At 69.5% G+C, this 2,962-nt stretch carries 2 protein-coding genes; both read right to left on the reverse strand.

The features are described 5' to 3' along the window. Positions 1-179: 179 nt before the first annotated feature. Positions 180-821 (reverse strand): bifunctional 4-hydroxy-2-oxoglutarate aldolase/2-dehydro-3-deoxy-phosphogluconate aldolase, encoded by a 642-nt coding sequence (eda, locus tag VFW69_RS01640; RefSeq protein WP_526497497.1) that lies wholly within the window; start codon positions 819-821, stop codon positions 180-182. A gap of 4 nt (positions 822-825) precedes the next feature. Then, entirely contained in the window at positions 826-2,718 is a 1,893-nt protein-coding gene (edd, locus tag VFW69_RS01645; RefSeq protein WP_526497499.1) for a phosphogluconate dehydratase, read from the reverse strand. Positions 2,719-2,962: the final 244 nt, after the last annotated feature.

Consider the following 2,962-nt stretch of genomic DNA (forward strand, 5'->3'; position numbering starts at 1 on the left):
GGGCGGAATCTTCAGGTGTAGGGGATCGCCGTGGTTGTCCGGTGGCCGCGCGCGGGTTAAAGATCACCCGGCTGAGCGGCACGCACCCGTGGCACACCGACGGGGATCAGGCACCGCATCAAGGTCCAGGTCCACACCCGTGGAATCCCTTGTCTGCGGCAGGAACATGGTCAGCGTGCTCAGGTTGTGCCGAGTTGCGCAGCCTCGCGGGCCAGCGTCTCGATCTGGCCCCAGTCGCCCGCGGCCACGGCGTCCTTCGGGGTGATCCACGAGCCGCCGACGCAGGCGACGTTGGGTAGGGCGAGAAAGTCCGGGGCAGCGGACAGGTCGATGCCCCCGGTGGGACAAAAGCGGAAGTCGGGGATGGGTCCCGCGAGCGCCTTGAGGTAAGCGATCCCGCCGGCGGGTTTGGCCGGGAAGAACTTGCCGTGTCGCAATCCACGCTCCATGAACACCATGACCTCCGACGCGGTCGCTGCATCCGGTAAGGGCGCGGCGCCGCTGTCGAGCATGGCGTCGAGCACGCCGGGTGTGGAACCGGGGCTGACCAGGAACGCGGCGCCGGCCTCGACGGACGCCGCAACGTCGGCCTGGGTCAGTATCGTGCCGGCGCCGACGACCGCGTCCGGCACCTCGGCCACGATGCGTTTGATCGACGCGAGGGCGCACTTGGTGCGCAGCGTGACCTCGAGGACCGTTAGGCCGCCCGCGACCAGGGCCCGCGCCAGCGGCACCGCGACGGCCTCCTCGTCAATGACGATGACGGGGATCACCGGGGCGCGGTTGAGCAGATCGCCGATGGCATGGCTCGATGCGGTCATTGGCCTAACCTTCAGCTGAAGTGGGCACGGAAACCGGCGGTTGCCGGTCCGGGGATGATGCGGCGGGCAGCCCGAAAACCGCTGCGCCGGCGTCGGCGTCGCCCACCGCGTGGCGGAAGACGTTGAACAGTTCCCGGCCGGTGCCCACCCAGTCGTCGTCGCTGGCCGGCGCGCCCGACCCCGCACGGGTGAGCAACTCGGCGTCCGACAGCTCGACATGAAGTGTGCCGGCCTCGCTGTCGAGGCGGATCACATCGCCGTCGCGCACCCGGGTCAGGGGACCGCCAACGGCGCACTCGGGAGTGAGGTGGATCGCCGCGGGGATCTTGCCGGAGGCACCCGACATTCGGCCGTCGGTGACCAGCGCGACGCGGTGCCCGCGGTCCTGCAACACGCCCAGCAGCGGCGTGAGCTTGTGCAACTCGGGCATGCCATTGGCCCGCGGACCCTGGTATCGCACGACGACAACGACGTCGCGGTCCAATTCGCCGCTGGCGAACGCCTGCACGACGTGCGCCTGGTCATCGAACACCCGGGCCGGCGCCGTGACCATCCGATGCGACGGCGCGACCGCCGACACCTTGATCACCGCGCGGCCGAGGTTGCCTCGCAGCACGCACAGCCCGCCGTCGGCGGTGAAGGGGTCGGTGATCGGGCGCAGCACCTGCGGGTCGAGGCTTTCGGCCGGTCCGGGTCGCCAAACCAGTGAACCGTCCGCCCCCAGGAAGGGCTCCTGTCGGTAGCGGTTCAGACCGGCGCCGGCCACGGTGCGCACGTCGCCGTGCAGCAGCCCACCGTCCAGCAGCTGACCGATGACGAACGCCATCCCGCCGGCCGCCTGAAAGTGGTTCACGTCGGCGTTGCCGTTCGGGTATACGCGGGCCAGCAGCGGAACCACTTCGGATAGATCCGAGAAGTCGTCCCAGGTGAGGTGGATCCCGGCGGCCGCGGCCACCGCGACGAGATGCAGGGTGTGATTGGTCGATCCGCCCGTCGCGTGCAACCCGACGACGGCGTTGACTACCGCCTTCTCGTCGACGATCTGACCCATCGGGGTATACGCGGGCCCGGTCGCGGTCAGCTCGGTGACCCGCCGGGCCGCTGTCGCAGTCAGCGCCGCGCGCAGCGGCGTACCCGGGTTCACAAAGCTCGCGCCTGGCAGATGCAGACCCATGATCTCGACGATCATTTGGTTGGAGTTGGCCGTGCCGTAGAACGTGCAGGTGCCCGGGCCGTGGTAGGAGGCAGACTCCGCGGCCAGCAGCTCCGCGCGGCCCACCTTGTCCTCGGCGTAGAGCTGGCGGACCCGGCTCTTCTCGCTATTGGGCAGTCCCGAGGTCATCGGACCGCCCGGGACCAGGACGATCGGCAGGTGACCGAACGCCAGACCACCGATGAGCAGGCCCGGCACGATCTTGTCGCAGATACCGAGCAACAGCGCGCCGTCGAACATCTCGTGCGACAGTGCCACCGCGGTCGCCATCGCGATCACGTCCCGGCTGAACAGTGATAGCTCCATCCCGGCATGCCCTTGCGTGACCCCGTCACACATGGCCGGCACCCCACCGGCGAACTGCGCCACCGCCCCGGCTGCGGCCACCGCCTCCTTGATCGCGCGTGGGAACGTTTCGTAGGGCTGGTGCGCCGAGAGCATGTCGTTATAGGACGACACAATCGCGACGTTGGCCTTGACGTCGCCGCGCAGGTCGGCCTTGGCGCTAGATTCGCAGGCCGCGAACCCATGGGCCAGGTTCGCGCAGCCCAGGTCCAGCCGGGCTGGCCGGCGGCGGGCGGCCCGGCCGATACGTTCGAGATACCGTCGCCGCGTCTCGGCGCTGCGCACCCGGATCCGCTCGGTGACGTCGCGGACAACGGGATGCAATACGGGCGTGGTCAACCGTTACCTCCCTGGGCCGCCGCGATACCGGGCCGGCACGGCGGTCGTGACGCCCGCGGAACACGTTCACTGCCGCGCACGAAGCGAGCAGCAGGCTCGCGATACAGCTGCGCGCCACGGCGCCAGCGAGAACACGATACGCCCACCTGGGTGTCACGACGCCGTTCTAACAACGTCGGGTTCGGCAGTCGCCCCGCAATCCTGGGTCCGCCGGCCACGAAGACCCTCGTCCCCGGTGAAATCG

Source organism: Mycobacterium sp., from assembly GCF_036273375.1.
Taxonomy (GTDB): domain Bacteria; phylum Actinomycetota; class Actinomycetes; order Mycobacteriales; family Mycobacteriaceae; genus Mycobacterium.